Origin of the sequence: uncultured Methanobrevibacter sp., from assembly GCF_947170395.1 — an archaeon.
GTDB lineage: Archaea > Methanobacteriota > Methanobacteria > Methanobacteriales > Methanobacteriaceae > Methanocatella.
Window position 1 is genome coordinate 1 of record NZ_CAMVTE010000040.1, and the last position, 15,742, is coordinate 15,742.

At 34.7% G+C, this 15,742-nt stretch carries 21 protein-coding genes; 8 read left to right on the forward strand and 13 right to left on the reverse strand.

What is annotated here, in order from left to right; genetic code table 11:
- Window positions 1-147: 147 nt before the first annotated feature.
- From Q0W04_RS09340 to Q0W04_RS09360, 5 genes are read right to left on the reverse strand one after another with little or no spacing between them, the layout of a single operon-like run.
- On the reverse strand, window positions 148-708 hold the full coding sequence (locus Q0W04_RS09340) for a methanogenesis marker 17 protein (protein WP_298502497.1): 561 nt from the start codon (window positions 706-708) through the stop codon (window positions 148-150).
- Window positions 709-729: 21 nt separating this feature from the next.
- Window positions 730-1,971: a methanogenesis marker 15 protein gene (locus tag Q0W04_RS09345; protein ID WP_292808199.1), complete on the reverse strand. Its 1,242-nt coding sequence runs from the start codon at window positions 1,969-1,971 to the stop codon at window positions 730-732.
- A 4-nt stretch (window positions 1,972-1,975) separates the two neighbouring features.
- A complete protein-coding gene (locus Q0W04_RS09350) occupies window positions 1,976-2,431 on the reverse strand; it encodes a methanogenesis marker 5 protein (protein ID WP_292808201.1) in 456 nt (151 codons plus the stop codon).
- Window positions 2,432-2,439: 8 nt separating this feature from the next.
- Complete coding sequence (locus Q0W04_RS09355; RefSeq protein ID WP_298502501.1) at window positions 2,440-2,910, reverse strand: methanogenesis marker 6 protein; 471 nt, start codon at window positions 2,908-2,910, stop codon at window positions 2,440-2,442.
- The gene (locus Q0W04_RS09360) at window positions 2,882-4,429 is read right to left on the reverse strand and encodes a methanogenesis marker 3 protein (protein ID WP_298502504.1); all 1,548 of its coding nucleotides are present in this window, start codon (window positions 4,427-4,429) and stop codon (window positions 2,882-2,884) included. The genes Q0W04_RS09355 and Q0W04_RS09360 overlap by 29 nt, the downstream gene beginning before the upstream one ends.
- 126 nt (window positions 4,430-4,555) lie before the next feature.
- Here Q0W04_RS09360 and Q0W04_RS09365 point away from each other — a divergent pair, with 126 nt between their 5' ends.
- A complete protein-coding gene (locus tag Q0W04_RS09365) occupies window positions 4,556-5,293 on the forward strand; it encodes a thermonuclease family protein (RefSeq protein WP_298502507.1) in 738 nt (245 codons plus the stop codon).
- A 5-nt stretch (window positions 5,294-5,298) separates the two neighbouring features.
- Here the strand turns inward: Q0W04_RS09365 and Q0W04_RS09370 are convergent, their stop codons facing one another.
- From Q0W04_RS09370 to Q0W04_RS09385, 4 genes are all read right to left on the reverse strand, one after another.
- Window positions 5,299-6,090 carry a DUF4013 domain-containing protein gene (locus Q0W04_RS09370; protein ID WP_298502509.1) on the reverse strand — a complete coding sequence of 264 codons (792 nt, stop codon included), beginning with the start codon at window positions 6,088-6,090 and terminating at the stop codon, window positions 5,299-5,301.
- Window positions 6,091-6,256: 166 nt separating this feature from the next.
- Window positions 6,257-7,231, reverse strand: coding sequence for a methanogenesis marker 2 protein (locus Q0W04_RS09375; protein ID WP_298502512.1), 975 nt, complete (start codon window positions 7,229-7,231; stop codon window positions 6,257-6,259).
- 16 nt (window positions 7,232-7,247) lie between these two features.
- A complete protein-coding gene (locus Q0W04_RS09380; RefSeq protein WP_298502515.1) occupies window positions 7,248-8,363 on the reverse strand; it encodes a DUF2117 domain-containing protein in 1,116 nt (371 codons plus the stop codon).
- Window positions 8,364-8,448: 85 nt separating this feature from the next.
- A complete protein-coding gene (locus Q0W04_RS09385) occupies window positions 8,449-8,952 on the reverse strand; it encodes a type II toxin-antitoxin system VapC family toxin (protein WP_298502518.1) in 504 nt (167 codons plus the stop codon).
- Window positions 8,953-9,074: 122 nt separating this feature from the next.
- Between Q0W04_RS09385 and Q0W04_RS09390 the strand changes: the two genes are divergently transcribed.
- The 5 genes from Q0W04_RS09390 to Q0W04_RS09410 are packed head-to-tail and all read left to right on the forward strand — an operon-like array spanning window position 9,075 to window position 11,664.
- Complete coding sequence (locus tag Q0W04_RS09390) at window positions 9,075-9,257, forward strand: hypothetical protein (RefSeq protein WP_298502521.1); 183 nt, start codon at window positions 9,075-9,077, stop codon at window positions 9,255-9,257.
- Complete coding sequence (locus Q0W04_RS09395; RefSeq protein WP_298502524.1) at window positions 9,235-10,026, forward strand: winged helix-turn-helix domain-containing protein; 792 nt, start codon at window positions 9,235-9,237, stop codon at window positions 10,024-10,026. Before Q0W04_RS09390 ends, Q0W04_RS09395 begins: the two co-directional genes overlap by 23 nt.
- On the forward strand, window positions 10,023-10,820 hold the full coding sequence (locus Q0W04_RS09400) for a winged helix-turn-helix domain-containing protein (protein ID WP_298502526.1): 798 nt from the start codon (window positions 10,023-10,025) through the stop codon (window positions 10,818-10,820). The genes Q0W04_RS09395 and Q0W04_RS09400 overlap by 4 nt, the downstream gene beginning before the upstream one ends.
- Entirely contained in the window at window positions 10,817-11,137 is a 321-nt protein-coding gene (locus Q0W04_RS09405) for a helix-turn-helix domain-containing protein (RefSeq protein WP_298502529.1), read from the forward strand. Before Q0W04_RS09400 ends, Q0W04_RS09405 begins: the two co-directional genes overlap by 4 nt.
- Window positions 11,138-11,157: 20 nt before the next feature.
- A complete protein-coding gene (locus Q0W04_RS09410) occupies window positions 11,158-11,664 on the forward strand; it encodes a molybdenum cofactor biosynthesis protein B (RefSeq protein WP_298502531.1) in 507 nt (168 codons plus the stop codon).
- Window positions 11,665-11,716: 52 nt separating this feature from the next.
- Here Q0W04_RS09410 and pyrE read toward each other — a convergent pair whose 3' ends face one another.
- Both pyrE and Q0W04_RS09420 read right to left on the reverse strand, forming a co-directional pair.
- Window positions 11,717-12,244: an orotate phosphoribosyltransferase gene (gene pyrE / locus Q0W04_RS09415; protein ID WP_298502534.1), complete on the reverse strand. Its 528-nt coding sequence runs from the start codon at window positions 12,242-12,244 to the stop codon at window positions 11,717-11,719.
- Window positions 12,245-12,253: 9 nt separating this feature from the next.
- Window positions 12,254-12,484, reverse strand: a complete 231-nt coding sequence (locus tag Q0W04_RS09420; RefSeq protein WP_298502536.1) for a PRC-barrel domain-containing protein — start codon at window positions 12,482-12,484, stop codon at window positions 12,254-12,256.
- A gap of 158 nt (window positions 12,485-12,642) precedes the next feature.
- Here Q0W04_RS09420 and xseA point away from each other — a divergent pair, with 158 nt between their 5' ends.
- Window positions 12,643-13,896, forward strand: coding sequence for an exodeoxyribonuclease VII large subunit (gene xseA, locus Q0W04_RS09425; protein WP_298502540.1), 1,254 nt, complete (start codon window positions 12,643-12,645; stop codon window positions 13,894-13,896).
- On the forward strand, window positions 13,897-14,118 hold the full coding sequence (locus Q0W04_RS09430) for an exodeoxyribonuclease VII small subunit (protein WP_298502543.1): 222 nt from the start codon (window positions 13,897-13,899) through the stop codon (window positions 14,116-14,118).
- On the opposite strand, the gene Q0W04_RS09435 is transcribed toward Q0W04_RS09430, so the two are convergent.
- Window positions 14,108-15,115: an adenosylcobinamide amidohydrolase gene (locus tag Q0W04_RS09435; protein ID WP_298502546.1), complete on the reverse strand. Its 1,008-nt coding sequence runs from the start codon at window positions 15,113-15,115 to the stop codon at window positions 14,108-14,110. The two genes, Q0W04_RS09430 and Q0W04_RS09435, sit on opposite strands and share 11 nt — an antisense overlap.
- A gap of 42 nt (window positions 15,116-15,157) precedes the next feature.
- Window positions 15,158-15,742: TCP-1/cpn60 chaperonin family protein (locus Q0W04_RS09440; RefSeq protein ID WP_298502549.1), on the reverse strand; the 585-nt coding region annotated here is incomplete at its 5' end.

The following is a 15,742-nucleotide window of genomic DNA, read 5'->3' on the forward strand; positions in this document are numbered from 1 at the left end:
ACTTTATCATGCATTTTTTCATTAAAACATGGATGTGCTTTAGTTATATGTGCAAATCTTGAACCTTTATGTTCAGCCATAATATCACTTCTCCAAAAATATAACTCCTGTTAATTTGTATTGATACGAACGAATATATAAAGTTTTCTATCTGCCATTATTTAACTCATCAATATACTCATTGGCTTTTTCAATCCATGCATCAGCAATTAATTCATCGGTAGCCACGACTGCGACAATATCCTCTGTCGACATGTCTTTAATTATTTTAAAACCTTCAGGGAGTATCCTAAAGATTGCATCATAGATTCTCCTTTGTAAGTTTGAGTGTGGATCATCGACAATTATTGTTTTTAAATCTGAATGGTCACCTTCAATTTCAAGCTGATATCTGTTTGGCTGGTAGATTTCATCCCTTGAAAATCTCATCCACAATTGCTTTAAAATATTTGGAAGGTAGTTTTCATCATCAATGATAATTCTTGTAATGTCTTCAGCTTTAACATAAGACAAATTAGCGACCTCTTCAAAAGTGATTGCCTTTGAAGTTTTTCTCATTTTAATGGCTAAGACAAATACAGGGTCATCAGGATTAACATAAGCTTTCAAATCATCAACAGAACTTCCTAAAACCAAATCCTGAAATATTTGCTTTATGATGATTTCATAAACTTCTGCACCTTTTTCATCATAGCATTCAACTAACATCAAATCACCCTAAAATTACATTTATTTGTTATCTTGTCTGTGTCCCATTCCAGATACTAAAAGAGCAGCCCCTACAGCCCCAATATGTTGAGAGTATTCAGGAACAATAACTTCAATTCCACCCAAGGTTTCACTTACCGCTTCAACAAGTCCGGAAATCAGACTTGTTCCACCTACTTGAATTAAAGGTTCACGGATGTCAATTTCCTGAAGTTGCTGTTCATAAACCTGTTCTGATACGGAATGACATGCAGCTGCAGCAACATCAGCTTTTGAACCGCCTGCCGCAAGTGTAGTAACAAGGTCCTGAATACCGAATACAATACAGTAGGAATTCAGCATTGCTTTTCTCCAGTCACCCTGTACCGCAAGAGGACCCAATTCGGTAATGTCCACATCCAACCTACGGGAAGTCATATCCAAAAATCTTCCGGACGCACCGGCACATATACCACCCATAGTAAAGTTGTCCGGAATACCATTGTTAACAGTAATCACCTTGTTATCCATACCACCAATATCTAATACGGTAGCTTCTCCTTTTTGACAATCTGCAAGATAAACTGCCCCTTTTGCATTGACAGACAATTCCTCTTGTATGAGTTCAGCACCAAATTCCTGACCCATGGTGAACCTACCATAACCTGTGGTACCAATACCATCCAAATCATCCCAATCGTAATCGGTTTGTGAAAATGCTTCAGCAGCAGCTGTTTTAGCAGATTCAATGATGTCTTTAGTGGATGTCCAACCGGTTCCAATAACCTGGTTATTTTCCATAAGAACAGCTTTTGTTGTGGTTGAACCGGAGTCCAAACCAAGAGTAAGTCCTTCCTGTTTTTCACGGGCAAGAATACTTCTACGAGTTACTGTGGTAGCTAATGCTTCCATACGGATAAACAATTCATCAGCTTTTGTTCTCTCAGTGAATGAATAAGTTACAACTGGAATACGAGTATTGTTTTGGATAAAACGTCTGACTTCATTTCTAACCAATGCAGCTTCGGCACATCTAAAACAGGTTGCAATAAATACTGCATCAGGTTTGGATCTGCCTTCAACAATAGCCATAGCTCTTGCAATCATTAATTTCAAACTTGAACTTTGAGCTGAAAATCCAAATTTTTCATAAGATTCATCAATGTAATCCAAATCGATTTCAGGAAGAACAATTTCTGCACCAAATTTGTTTGCTGCCTTTTCAATTTCCTTTTGAATTCCACTATATTCTGTTCCACATGAAACTAAAGCAATTTTAACCATATTATTATTCCTCCTCAGCAGTTTCTTCTAGTGAATCTACAAATTCATTTATTTTATTTACCATAACATATGTTTCATCCTGATTGGTAGGATAATCCAATTCCAGAACTGGAATATCTTTGTTTCTAAGTAAGAATATTGAAAGTTCATTAGTTCTTGCACAACCAATACATCCGAAACCGTAAGGTGCACCATCAACAACAATTGCTGCTTCCGCTTCATCTATAAGCGGCCCTATAATGGACATTCTTCCACGAACACCTGAAGGAACTTCAATTGCAGCATATTTAAGACCTTTAATAGGGTCGTCTTCAGTAATGTTCATTGGTGGAGAATCAATTTCCGGATCTTTGATTTTTTGTCTAATTTGTTTTTGAAGAACTAAAGGAGTATGACCTTTCCTTTCAAGTAAATCTGCCAAAATTAATGAGTTTGGAGGATAAACAGCTATTTTAACCATATTTTCACCTATTCTTTATTTTCTAAACATTCATTCATGATTTTTTCAAATTCGTCAACGTCAATTGGTTTTTTCTCTTCTAATTCCACTTCTTTTGGATTTTCCAAAGCTTCTGCAACAAAACCAAGAATTCTGTATTCTTTTTCCATCTGGTGGAATCCTTCCCTAGGTCCGAATCTGTGACCTCTGCATCTTCTAGGGTCTCCGGGAGCAAAACCTCTTTCCTTAGTGAAAATGTGATTTGGGTCAAGCTTTCTTATTTCCTCAATAGCTTTGTAAACATCTTCACTTTTACCACTGATCATTGATCCGTAGCAAGTGTTCTTTATAGTGAGCGGCAAATCAAGCAAGTGGAACTCACTGACAATTTCCTGTTCACTTACATGAGCTCCAGGCCCAATAAAAATCATTCTAGTAATTACATCAGGGTCCCAATCCTCTTTACCCAAATCAGGACTCATTGTTAGATTCTGTGACATAAACTACAACTCCCTCTTTTAACTTTTCAAGATAATCATAATCGGAAACAATTTCGCCAACAATATTTGTTGCTCCAAATGTTTCAGCGGTAGGTCCAAATTCCACATTATCTTCAAATCTCACACCAATCAAACCAGCACTTTTTGCAGACATGTTTGTAATACCGATTTGGCCTCTAATAACCTTGTCCACAGGGTTATTTTCAGGGATTAAACCTTTTGCGGCTTTCGTATCTCCTTCAAAAATAACTATATGCATACCCGGCACGGCAAAGTGAACCTTAATCTGACCAACAGGGTTTTCCATAAGACCGGATAAAAGTTTGAAATATCTGACAGACCTTGGTGCATTATCAGCGAATTTAATTTTACATATTTCTTCTTTTTTAATAGATTTTGTTATTACCTGACCTTCTCTTAGGATATCGATTGTATGTTTTGGATTCTGCTCGATGACAATAGCATCATCGTCAATCAATCCATCTATTAAATGTTCAACACCTGCTTCGGATAATAGTTTTGAAGCATTTGCCTGAGTTTGATTTAATAATACTAATCTTTGCTGTTCTGATTTAACAGTAATGAAATCGTTTTCTTTGGCTATATCAATTAGCTCCATACCTTTAACAATCTTTCCAACAGTTGTGTGGTTTGGAGTTAAAACCCTGTTTTCACGATAAATGAAAATTTTTCCTACACCTTGTCCTTCATTTCTGACAGTAATTGTTCCTCTAAGTCTTTGAGTGGTATTCTCCTTAGGTTTGTCAAGACCTTCCAAGTCATAAAATCCTAAAAATGACTCACTGTCAAAAGAAACCTTGATTCTGCCATCTTTAATTATGGAAAACAGATGTTCCACGCAAACCGGAGAATCCTCATCTATATCAAAAGAAATATATGTATATAATTCATTGCCTTCTTCAAGAATAGTGCTCAAATCAGAAGTTGATGCGCTATCCGTTGATGTGCTTCTCTCGATAATCGGTTCGATGCCTGTTACGGTATCATCATCAGTAAGGTTTTCCAAAGTTTTTTTACCACCAATAACACGGGCAAATATACCCTTGTTGTATGGAGGGACACTGTAAACATTGGTTGTATTCTCCTTAAGCATTATCAAATGAGTAGACTCATTACTAAAACTAGATAAACTTAAAACAACATCTCCCTCATAATACTTGTATTCATCAGAAGTAGGTTCCAAATCAGTTACAATAGGTCCGATAGCAACTTCAGTAGGAGTTGACCATCTTATATCCAAATCGACAAATTCCTCATATTGACTTTTCCATACATCAATCAAAGGCTTTGCCTCTTCAGATTCATCTAGTTTGATGATTATAGAACCCTTATTTGTTTTAATTTTATATTTGCTTATATTTTTCTCAAGTTCCTTTTTACCTTTAATCAAACAAACAATACTACCAGGAGTATATGGGGCGTTGGTTTTGTCAATTACGTCCTGTATTGAAGAACCTTCCGCCACGTCTATTTCTTCTCCATTAATTTTAATTAACATACAATCTCCTAATAAGAATTTTTAATATTATATATTTATAATTTCACTATATTAAATAATTATTTATTTTAAATTCAAAAATTATATTAACACATGATGATAACAATATTATAAGGAGGGAAAACTATGACCATTACAAAAAAACATGTTCTTTGTTTGGCAATAATATTTATACTTGCTCTTGGAGCCATGTCAATAGCCAGCGCATACACCGGAACTGGCTTTTCCCACAACATTCCAAGCTCCAAGTATTCGGATGTGTCTGCATCAGATATTTTAAGCAAATATTCCAACACCAACTGCCATGTCGAAAAAACAGGAGTCTGTACAAAAGTGGTTGATGGAGATACCATTTACTTGGACACTGGTGAAAAAGTGCGTCTGGTTGGCGTCAATACCCCTGAAAGAGGCGTTGAAGGGTATATTACCTCGAAAAATTTTGTTCAAAAACTCTGTTTAAACAAACAGGTAGGTCTCGACGTTGACGATTCAAAACACACAGACCGTTATGGACGTACATTGGCCGTTGTTATTGTTGACGGCAAAAATCTAAACGAAATGCTTTTAAAAGAAGGCCTTGCAGAAATCATGTACATGCCGCCAAGCGAATTTTATCCATACAGTTGGGCAAACAGCGATACCCCTGTTGCCAGTTCACACAGCTCATCTTCGACCAGCAGCTCTTCTGCTGACAGTTCCCATTCAAGTTCCGGAAGTTACGTTGGAAATGCAAACAGCGGAAAATTCCACGTTTCAAGCTGCAGCAGCGTGAGTAAAATGTCTGAAGGAAACAAGGTATTTTTCTCAAGCAGGGATGAAGCAATCAATCAGGGATACGTGCCTTGCAAAAGGTGTAATCCTTAATCTTTTTAATTTAAATATTTTAAAGCTTCAATTTCCCTTTCAATAGTATCCAAGTCATCTTCCTTATCTGTAATGTTTGAATACAGCAATCCCAAAGAGTAGTTGCCTATACTTTCAAGCAGTGGAATGATGACAACGAGATAGACTATAAATCCCACATACGGAATTGCAATTACCCATGAAGAAATAAATGAAACGGCAACCATCAAAACTGCCATGAACAATATCCATTTGATTATATTGCCAATACCAATGTTTTTAATGTCAATAATTACCTTATGAATTTTTAAAGCTTCAGACAGACTGTTTAAATATGCCAATCTCGCCTTTGCAAAAAACAGCAAGAATTCAAATACAATGTAGGTAACCAAAATGACAATGAAAATTAAACCCAAGGTAATTAAAAAACTAATTAATTTTAAATCAGACAGTAAATCCATGGTTGACACTCCAAATGTGGACATAACAATGAAAAATACCGCTGCAGGAACAATCATATAGACTATTCTTAAGACCAATACTCGAAGGGTGTCATATATGGTCTTCCCAAAACTTAATGAAGGAAACATGGATGATTCATTTAAACCTATCTGAACCATGGAAAACAAATATCCCGGAACAAGAAGAACAAATAAAAAGAATGATATTGCTCCAATGGCTACAACATATCTATTGTCATATACCATCCCAATCGGAATGATAGCAACCAATATAAACAGAACAAAAAGAATCGGCAATTTCTTGATATTTCTAAAAGGATACTTTAAAGAATTTGATACAATGCTTCCAAAATCCAAAAATAACACCTCACGACAAACTACTTTTCCATATTTACATTTTGTGATTTTACCAAATAACCGTTATAATCATTATCCATTGAGTTTAATGCGACAAAATCCAGAATATTCAATTAAGGCATTCTATCAAACGAACAGCCATCAATAGAAATTCTGATACATAATATCATCTGAAAATGAATACCGGGTTTTTATCCTGATTGAAAACTTCAAGCTGTTCTTCTCGATAATTTAAAACCAGAGAATTTGAATCTACCACTTCACCTACAACTTCCGCTTCAATGGAATATTTTGCCAGATATTCCTTAATGTAATCGCATTTATCTTCACCGGCTGTAAAAACAAATCCTGAACCGGGGTATGATCTAAGCCAATCTATCCATTCAACACTTTCATTTCTTGGAATGTCTTCAAGATTTACGACGGCACCTTTTTTGGATGTTTCCAAAAGCATCTCTAATGTACCTAAAATTCCAGGATTTGAAATGTCCTTACCGGATTTGATGTAATCGTTTTCAGCCAAATATTGAACAGCAGTAATCTGATCCTGAACGAGCTTTGCATCCTTATCGTATGTTGTATCCCAGTTTAGGCTAAACATTTCATGAGGCTTCCCATCAAGATCTATTGCCACAATTACCTTGTCACCGACTTCAGCACCAAAACTGGTAATTATCTTATCCTTTTGAGCAATACCCACAATAGCCACACCCAATGAATCCACTTCACCATCAGGGTGCAGGTGTCCTCCAACCATAGGAACACCAAACTTCAGGCATCCGTCACGAATCCCGTTTAACAAATCTTCATAAATCTCATCATTGCTTATTGACATTATATTTACCATAGCCAACGGTTTTCCACCCATTGCTGCAATATCATTTACATTTACCAGAACAGAACAATATCCTGCCCAGTAAGGGTTGACATTCATGATATCTCCCCAAATTCCATCGGCGGCAATCAGCATGACCTGATTGTTTCCAATATCTATGGCTGAAGCATCATCCCCAATGTCAATTACAACATCTCCTGAAACATTATATGCTTCATTTAAAAGGGAAATTACATTATCGATTGAACTTTTACGGGATACGCCTTTAAATTCCTGAATAGATTTTACAAGATTTTCAAAATCCAAAATTACACGCCCTAATTTAGTCAATATAATTAATTTTGTATTTGCAATTAATATTATTTATTATTTCAACGATTTTATCCTTGACTTCATCAATATCTGAAAAGTCACGACATATCAGATTGTCAGTGAAAATTATCCTTTCAATTTCTTTGCCGCAGACATCATCAAAACCACTTTCAACTTCAAAGATATAAGAATTTTTAGCCTTGAATCCATCTTCGACAACCTTGTCCAAATCCCCATCAGTTATTCCGATTATAGGTATATCAAATCGGTACAGAATGTCGGAAGATATCAAAGTTGTATCATCACCTATTGTTATAACCGCACCGCAATTTCTGAATTTATAAACGTCTTCACCGGCATGATCTAAAAAAGCAATTGAAAAATCATCACTGCCATTTTTTGAAATGACTCTTGGTGTAACCTTGGCATGCCTTAAAAGACCTGTTTTTATAATGGCTCTGTCCAGGTCAACTTCACCCAATTTTTCAAGCCCATGCTCCTTTAATTCGCCTCCGACAATATCAACAATATGATTGTCTTTAGCTATTAAAACAAGTTTATCCGAATCTGTTTTTCCGATAACAACACTATTCACCATAATATTTTCGCCCGGGCTGACTCCATGAACTATCCTCTGGTTAAGACCTGCATTATCCTGTCTGATATGATTGTCATACACCTCTTCTGGAGTTACAACATCCAAATTAAGTTTGGCTGACAGCTCATTGACAATGTCTAAATCATTATTCCATGGTATTATACTGCCGTCAATCTCACCAGGCCTTTCAATCTGAATGATTGGAATGTTATTTTCATCAATTTTTTCTGTAAAATGATTGTAGACCTTATATCCGAAAACCTGACCGGTTACATCGGATTTTCCATAATTAAGCAGAAATATCATATCTACACCATCATCGTGAAATATCTTTAATGAGTCACTAGGCACCAGTTTACGGGTTATATCTATGACATTTTCCAGACTTGCATCTATAACTGCAGTCCTGCCCATTGTTCCCCCAAGTCTTGCAGACACATCACCATAATCAGACAGTAAAGTAATCAACTTTAAGGCATAGCCAGAATCAATAATATTAGGCCCGTGAACCACAACACCAATCTTCATTTATTCACCTAAAAAAAATATAATAATCCTTGAACCGGACAACAAATTTGAAGAAATTCTAATATAAAATTAACAAATAACACAATTATCTCATTTTAATCCTTTTTTTAAATATTTTAGAGCCACAAATTTCACAATCATCAAAAGGATAATCGTCATCGAATTCTTTTTTGCATCCTTCACAAACCTTTTTCCAATTATATATTCCTTTGATTCCTTCAGTTAGAACCCCTTCAAAAGGAATATTCATAATTTTTAAGGTATTTTGAATAGAATAATCATCAGTTATGACCTTAACATGTTCACCCTGTTGTGACAACATGTATGCCAAAGCTATCAATTTTATGTCAGGAATCGATAATCTTAAATTATCACCAGTTACATATATTATATCATTAACACGAATTATATACTCAGATTGGACATCTTGGACACCCAGTAATCCGGATTTAACGGCTTCATCAAAGAGCAATCGAGATTTAAAATCTTTAAGTTCAGCAGTTACTTCAGGGACTGTGAAATTCCTATCAGATGTCAAATCAAACCCATTTATGAATGCGGAGGCATCGAGGACATAACAAATTTCCATTAATAAATATTATAATCATAAACACTAATAAACTTTATCAATACAAAATTACGAATCAATGGAAATTTTGAAAGGAAAATGATGAAAAATTAGGATAAAGTCTGGTAAAATTTGGAACAAGTTTGGGAAAAATTTGGGAGAGAATTTGGAAAGATCTGGGAGAGATTTGGGAGAAAATTGGAAAAATCTATTTAAATTTAGATGAAAAAATCTGTTATTACAGAAAATTCCCAGAAATTTTCAAAAATTTTTACAAAATAGAAAAAATGGAGGCAACTGAAAATGTATGTCAACAATGGAATTGATAATGAAATCCGGTTTCTTGCACAATCAGAAATCAGAATGAAAATTCTCAGTGAACTGAATAAATGCCCAGACAATGTAAAAGGACTTGTTAAAAGTACAAAAATTACCTATAGTTCCGTATCAAGCAATATAACAAAATTAGAGGAAAATAACTACATCAAAAAAGTTGATGGGATATACTACGTTGATCCAATGGCTAAAATTTACTTTAAAACATTAATCGACTTTAAAAAAAGCATTGAAATAATCAAGAATTACAACTCATTTTGGGACAAGCACAATCTCAAACTGATGAGTCTTGATTCAATGCGAAACATCAATGACTTAAAAAATTGCAAACTGATTGAAACAACACCAATCGACATTTACAAAACCCACAACACAATTAAAAAACAATTAGTTAAGTCAAAAAATGTTAAGGCAATATTTCCTTACCTACATCCAGAATATCCAAAATTGATTGAAGGCATTTTGAAAAATAACGGTTCTGTAGAATTAATTTTACCTAAAGGAATTGTTAAAGCCATTTTAACACCAATCGATGAAAGATTGAAACGAGATGCAACCGGCAGGGGAAAGTTAAAGGTGTACCCAGTACGTGACGATTTGAATTTGTATCTGACACTCTGTGACGATACAATGAGCTTAGGGCTATTTAAAAATGATGGAAGCTTTGACCAAAATAGAATCCTAATCTCAGATGATAAAAAATCATATGCCTGGGCAGAGGACTTATTTAAACACGTGAAACACAAGGTGGTATTATGACCAGCGCTCAAACCAAAAAAGAACTAACAAAAGAATTTAAGGATGTCAAATACATATTGACATCAAGTATGCGCACTAAATTACTTTTAGCCGTATATGATAATCCTAAAAACTTAGATGAACTAAGAAACGAGTTAAAAAAGCCTTCTGCAACAATACTGCATGGGCTTAAAGAACTAGAATCGATAAATTTAATGCGGAAGGCTCAAAAATATTACGAGTTAACTTCAAACGGATATTTATTGACAGCCAACATGATTAAACTTATCGACAACTGGTATAGCTTAAGCAAGAGCGAAATATTCTGGAATAATCATGATTTGTCAGACATTCCTGAGGAAATAATCAGAAACGTTTACCTTTTAAAGAATGGCGAATATATCAGTTCAACAACTAGTGATTTGTCAATTGCATTCAACAGATACATCAAATTGATATCAAAAGCGAAGGAACTGACAATATTGCTGCCAATCTATTCAGAAAATCATTTTAAACATATTATTGATCTTCTAAATAAAGGTAAATTGAAAAAATTAGAATTGATCGTTAGTGAGGAAATATATAACTCCATTAAAAAAAACAGGTTATTCGAAAAGGAATTACTTGAAAATAAAAAAGTAAATACAACAGTCACTGACAAAAATTTTAAAATATTCTTGACATATTCTGAGGAATTCATATCTTTAACCCTATTCTTTAAAGATGGACATTATGATGATTCCCAGATATTGATAGCTAAAGATGATGACGCCAAAAAATGGGCATTATCAATAATAAAACTGTTTGAGAGGTGAGCAATCTGATCGCAGGTAATATCCATGAAATAACAATCCCGAAAAATAAAGAATTATATTCTTTGATAGTAATTAGACACGGTGGAAAAAATACCGTAAGAATTATAGATGAAATAATAAACGAACCAAAAAATGCAAATCAACTGGCAAAAGCTTTAGGTCTAGATTATAAAACAGTTACATATCATCTGGATATTATATGTGAACATGAGTATTTTGTTAGAGTGAAATTTGGAAGTAATTATTCATATTTCCCAAGCGATAAATTAATTAAAAACTTGGAAGAATATATGATAATTAAAGAAAATCTCAAATAATGAAATGCGTGGTTATGTAAATGGAAAGTGATACATCAAAACAACATCAAAACGAATCTTCTAAAGACATAATATGTGGAGTAATAACTTTAAGTGACAGCCGAAAGTCAAAAAAAGTAGATTTATCAGGCCAATATATAGCAGAAGAAATAGAAAAAAGATACATCCTGAAATCCAGAAGTCTTATTCCGGATGAAAAGGATGATTTGTTAAATGCTATAGAAAATATGGTAAAGGAAGATATTGATGTTATTTTAACAACCGGTGGAACAGGACTTGCATCCCGTGACATCACTGTTGAAACTGTTGAATCACTTTTTGAAAAGAAAATAGACGGGTTCGGTGAACTGTTTAGGGCAAAATCCTATGAAGAAATTGGCGCTGCAGCATTACTCTCAAGAGCAACTGCAGGAATTTATAAAACAAGCGTCATTTTTTCCATGCCGGGATCACCTAATGCTGTTAAAACAGCATTGGAACTGATAATCGGGGAACTGCCACATATAGTTCATCATATGAAAAAATAAAATTATAAATTAAGTAATGATGAAAATTATTTTCATCATTTTTTTTCTTTTTTTAATCGAAAAATTCGTTGACAATTATTAAAGGTTCCAATTTAATTCCTGCTTTTTCAAATTCTTCAATTGCACCTTCCTGCCTGTCAACAACAACGAAAGCTCTTTTTACATTACCTCCGTTATCCTGGATGGCTCTGATTGCTTTGAGAAGTGACCCGCCTGTTGTTGAAACGTCCTCCACAACAATCACATCATCACCTTCATTCAATTCACCTTCGATAAGTTTGGATGTACCGTATCCTTTCTTTTCTTTGCGAATCATAAGCAATGGAAGTTTTGACTCAAGTGAAACTGCAGTAGCTATTGGAACTGCACCCAAAGCAGGACCTGCAACTTTATCAATATTGTCTTCGGCTATCTTTTCACTGATCAGTTTTGAAATTGTAGACAATATTTCAGGTTCCGTAATGGCCTTTTTCATGTTAATGTAGTAGTTACTTTTCTTTCCGGAAGACAATGTGAAATCGCCTTCTAAAAATACTTCGTTTTCCTTTAACAAATCAATCAAATACTCTTTGGAAACCATGAAAATCAGTTATATATCATCTTCGCCCTTAAGCAAAATCTTATCTCCAATGACTTTTACAAGTTCCATCGGAATCATATTTTCACTAGCTTTGATTTGTTCTGAAAATCCTGTCTTTTTAAGTACTATATCAGTGATTTCAAAAGTGTCCTTATCAAAAACAACATCGGAAACCTTTCCTACAATTTGAATATCTGCATCCAAAACTTCTTTACCAAACAATTCATCTTTAATTCTCATAAAGTCACCATAAATTTTAATCTAATATAATATTAGTATTTTCAGTTTAAAATATATTTACCTTCTTCTGCGAACAGATATGACTTCAATATTGCTTTTTTAATGACAAATTGTATTTATTATAATCAACATAATAACAACAACATTAAGGTGAATTTATGCAAGAAGAATACTTGACAGTATCTCAGGTAAACTCATACATCAACAGAAAGCTGAAAATGGATGGGAAATTAAAAAACATCTACATCAAGGGAGAAGTATCAAATTTCAAAACATACCCAAGCGGACACAGTTATTTTACCCTAAAAGATGAAAAATCCCAAATCAGTGCTGTAATGTTTAGAACATATAAAAGATCACTTAAATTCGAACCGCAAAACGGTATGAAAGTAATCGTCAAAGGCAAGGTTGAAGTTTATGAAAAAAATGGAAACTATCAGCTGTTTGCCGCAAGAATTACTGAAGATGGTCTTGGAGCACTGCACATTGCATTTGAACAGTTGAAAAAAAAGCTTGACACAGAAGGTTTATTTGATGATGCTCATAAAAAGGAAATTCCCAGATATCCGAAAAGAATTGGAGTTGTCACTGCACAGACAGGCGCTGCCATAAGGGACATCATAAAAACCATCAAAAGAAGATATCCGATATGTGAAGTCCTTGTATTTTCAACGCTCGTGCAGGGAGACCAGGCCGCATCGAATATAGTAAGGCAAATCAGAAATGCTCAAAACTATAACCTGGACACCCTAATTGTGGGAAGAGGAGGCGGAAGCATTGAGGATTTATGGTCATTTAACGAAGAGATTGTTGCAAGAGCAATTTATGAATGTGAAACTCCTGTGATAAGTGCTGTCGGACATGAAATCGACTGGACAATATCGGATTATGTGGCTGATAAAAGAGCCCATACTCCGACAGATGCCGGGATGATAGCGGTTCCCGAACTAAATGAAGTGAAATACAGAGTTAGCCAACTCTCAGCCAACCTGAACAAAAACATTAACAATAAAATTGATTATAACAGAACCCGATTAGAGAATATTTCACAAAAACAGATTTTCAAACATCCCGAAAACATCTATGAAATGCAGAGGATGACTTTGGATAAGTTAGTGGATAAATTGGAGTTTTCATCCAAAAATATTATCACTGAAAATAAAACCAAATTGTTCAAACTGGAAAACAGGAATGTTTTGAAAAATCCCTGTGAAATAACAAAAATGAAAAAGGAAAATCTTGGAAAAAATATTGCAAAACTGGAAGTTTTAAATCCGCTTTTAACATTAAAAAGAGGTTATTCAATAGCCAAGGTTGAAGACAAGGTAATCTCTTCCGTTAATGATGTTAAGTCTGGAGACAAATTAGATGTTGAATTTGATGATGGAACTATAAATACCAAGGTGATATAAATGGAAAATTTAACTTTTGAAGAAAGTTTGGAAAAATTAGAGGAAATCGTTAACAAATTGGAAAATGGAGATGTGCCATTGGATGATGCTATTGATGAGTTTGGAAAAGCAATGCAACTTGTCAAAATATGCAATCAAAAATTATCCACTGCAGAAGAGTCAATTGCAAAAATAGTTCAAGACAATGGCGAGTTAATTGAATTTAACCCGATTAACGAATGAAATAGTTTATCCAATAGTCCAATAACGTTTTAATTGGATAACTATTGCAATTTTCTTTTATTATTTTTTTGGCCTGTTTAAGGCCGGCTTCACAGTCAAGCAATCCGCATTCGACTTCATCCATCAGATTTAAAACGGAAGTTGTAACTGCAACATTATCCTGTTTTTTCATTTCTTTTTGAAGTTGGCAAATAAAATCAAATTTGTCACAGTCCAAATTATCATAGAACTCATTGATATCCAATGAATACCTGTTTAACCTAACCAATGCATTTGATTGAGATATCGGACCAATCCAAACTTGTTTTCTAACTGCCTTTCTGACAGATTCAATTACCGCCAAACCAATCAGTTCACCTAGCTTTGAATGTTTTCCGGCATTTGTCAGATTGTTTGAAGAATCCAAATTGGAAAAGATGCATAATCCGTCGGTTCCTGTTCCTGTTGCATAACCGTTGGAGTATTGTGAGGGGATTTTCAAATCATTTAAAGCTACAGTTTTAGCCTCTGTTGCAGTCATGAAAGCCTCAAGCAATGTTTCATGAGCCAACTTGGCATTTATTAAAATGATCGTATTGATTGTACCGAACTTGCCGTTTTTCTCACAAAATGATGAGGGATCTCCTGCTCTTGAAGCATTAGTTCTGACACCTGCAGTAGTTAATGCAACAACTTCCAAACCCTCAAAAGCTTTTGTTACAATACTTACGTTTTTCATCTCAGCTAAAGTAATGAGTCCTGTGGAATAAGCAGAATCAATATTCAGTTCCCAACATTTCTGAATTAAATAATCACCGACATCGTGGTTTTCGAGATAATCAATGTTTTCCTGAGATAAATGATGGTTAAAAACACCCTGAAAATTAGACGAAAATCCGCCGTTCAGTTTGGATGTCGAAATTCCATTACGGCGAACATTGAATTTAACAAAAATAGTGTCATTGAGATAATACACTTCATCATTAACTGATGATAGGAAAAAAAGTCTGTCTTTCATAAAAATAAAAAAAGAAAAGAAATTATAAAAATTTCTTTAAATTTACATCATTGGAGGCATTCCGCCCATTGCGGAAGGATCCATACCCATGTCTTCAGGGCCTTTGGTTGATGCAATTACATCGTCAATTCTTAAAATCATTTCAGCTGCTTCAGATGCAGATTGGATAGCTTGTTTTTTGACACGTTTAGGTTCAATTACACCAGCTTCTTTCATGTCTGCTACTTCACCAGTGAATACATCTAATCCCATGTAGTAGGAGTCTTCTTGTGCTGCTCTTAAGTCTACTAAGGAGTCGATGCTGTCTAAACCTGCGTTTTCAGCTAAGGTTTTTGGTACGATTTCTAAAGCTTCTGCAAATGCGTTTACAGCTAATTGTTCTCTTCCAGAGATGGATTCTGCGTAGTCTTTAAGTTTTTTAGCCATTGCGATTTCAGGAGCTCCTCCACCAGCAACAACTTTGTCATCTTCTACAGTAGCTGCTACTACACCGATTGCATCTTCAATTGCTCTTACAATTTCGTCTACAATGTGTTTGGTACTTCCTCTTACGAATAAGGTTACGGATTTAGCGCCGCTGCATTCTTCAACAAAGATCATGTCTTCACCGGAGATTTTTCTTTCTTC